General features: G+C 46.1%; 1 protein-coding gene. It reads left to right on the plus strand.

What is annotated here, in order from left to right; all coding sequences use genetic code 11:
- A partial coding sequence (locus tag KP705_RS15660) for a hypothetical protein (protein WP_215764849.1) occupies positions 1–669 on the plus strand: 669 nt, incomplete at its 5' end.
- Between the last annotated feature and the right edge of the window lie 84 nt (positions 670–753).

The raw sequence follows: 753 nt of genomic DNA on the forward strand, positions 1-753 counted from the left end.
ATGATGAAGAAGCGTGTCATCAATGATGCTGAGCTTTTCACGAAGCGTGATGAAGGCGAAGCCACGATAGGTGTCCCTAAATCATTGGATATGTTCGGGCCCGATATTGCTATGGCTCTCTGTGTTGAGCCTTCTCTTGATGGTCGTGTCATCGTTGGTGATGAAATAAAATTCGAGCAGATGGAGAATAAGATTGTTGGGCTGATGCTCCCGCATCATGCTTTCTATAACGTCTCTGAACCCTGTCTTATGGTCCAGAATTATACGCAGACGCCTGACACTGAACTCGGCAAAAAGGCTCTCGAACTCATTGAAGTTTTMTCTAAGCGACACCATCAGCAGGTTATCGAAAAACTCCAAAAAATTGGATGCGATGCTCTAACGGGGCGTAATCTGTTTGCGTTGCGTGGTTCGTGGGAGCTTGGCAACAGGGATATCAATGCGGTGGATGATTCCGCAAAAGCATATATGCTTGACACTTACACGATATCTCACATGGGTAGAGGTGGGGGTAGCGTCTTAGAAGATGGGATGCTGTCAAAGGTTCTCGACATAGAGCGTCTACAAGACCCCGTAGAGCTTGATGAGCCTCCTATTGAGGTTCCGGATTCCGAATACTTCGAAGCTAATCAGGACGCCTTTCAGGAGCTTKCAGACTGTTATCTTTGAAGCTCCGCAGGACCGACGACAATGTATTTGTCATAGTCGGACACTATGACAAGTCAAATATTGATTTCTATCTGCTACAATAAG

This window comes from Gluconobacter sp. P1D12_c (assembly GCF_018812105.1).
Lineage (GTDB): Bacteria > Pseudomonadota > Alphaproteobacteria > Acetobacterales > Acetobacteraceae > Gluconobacter > Gluconobacter oxydans_A.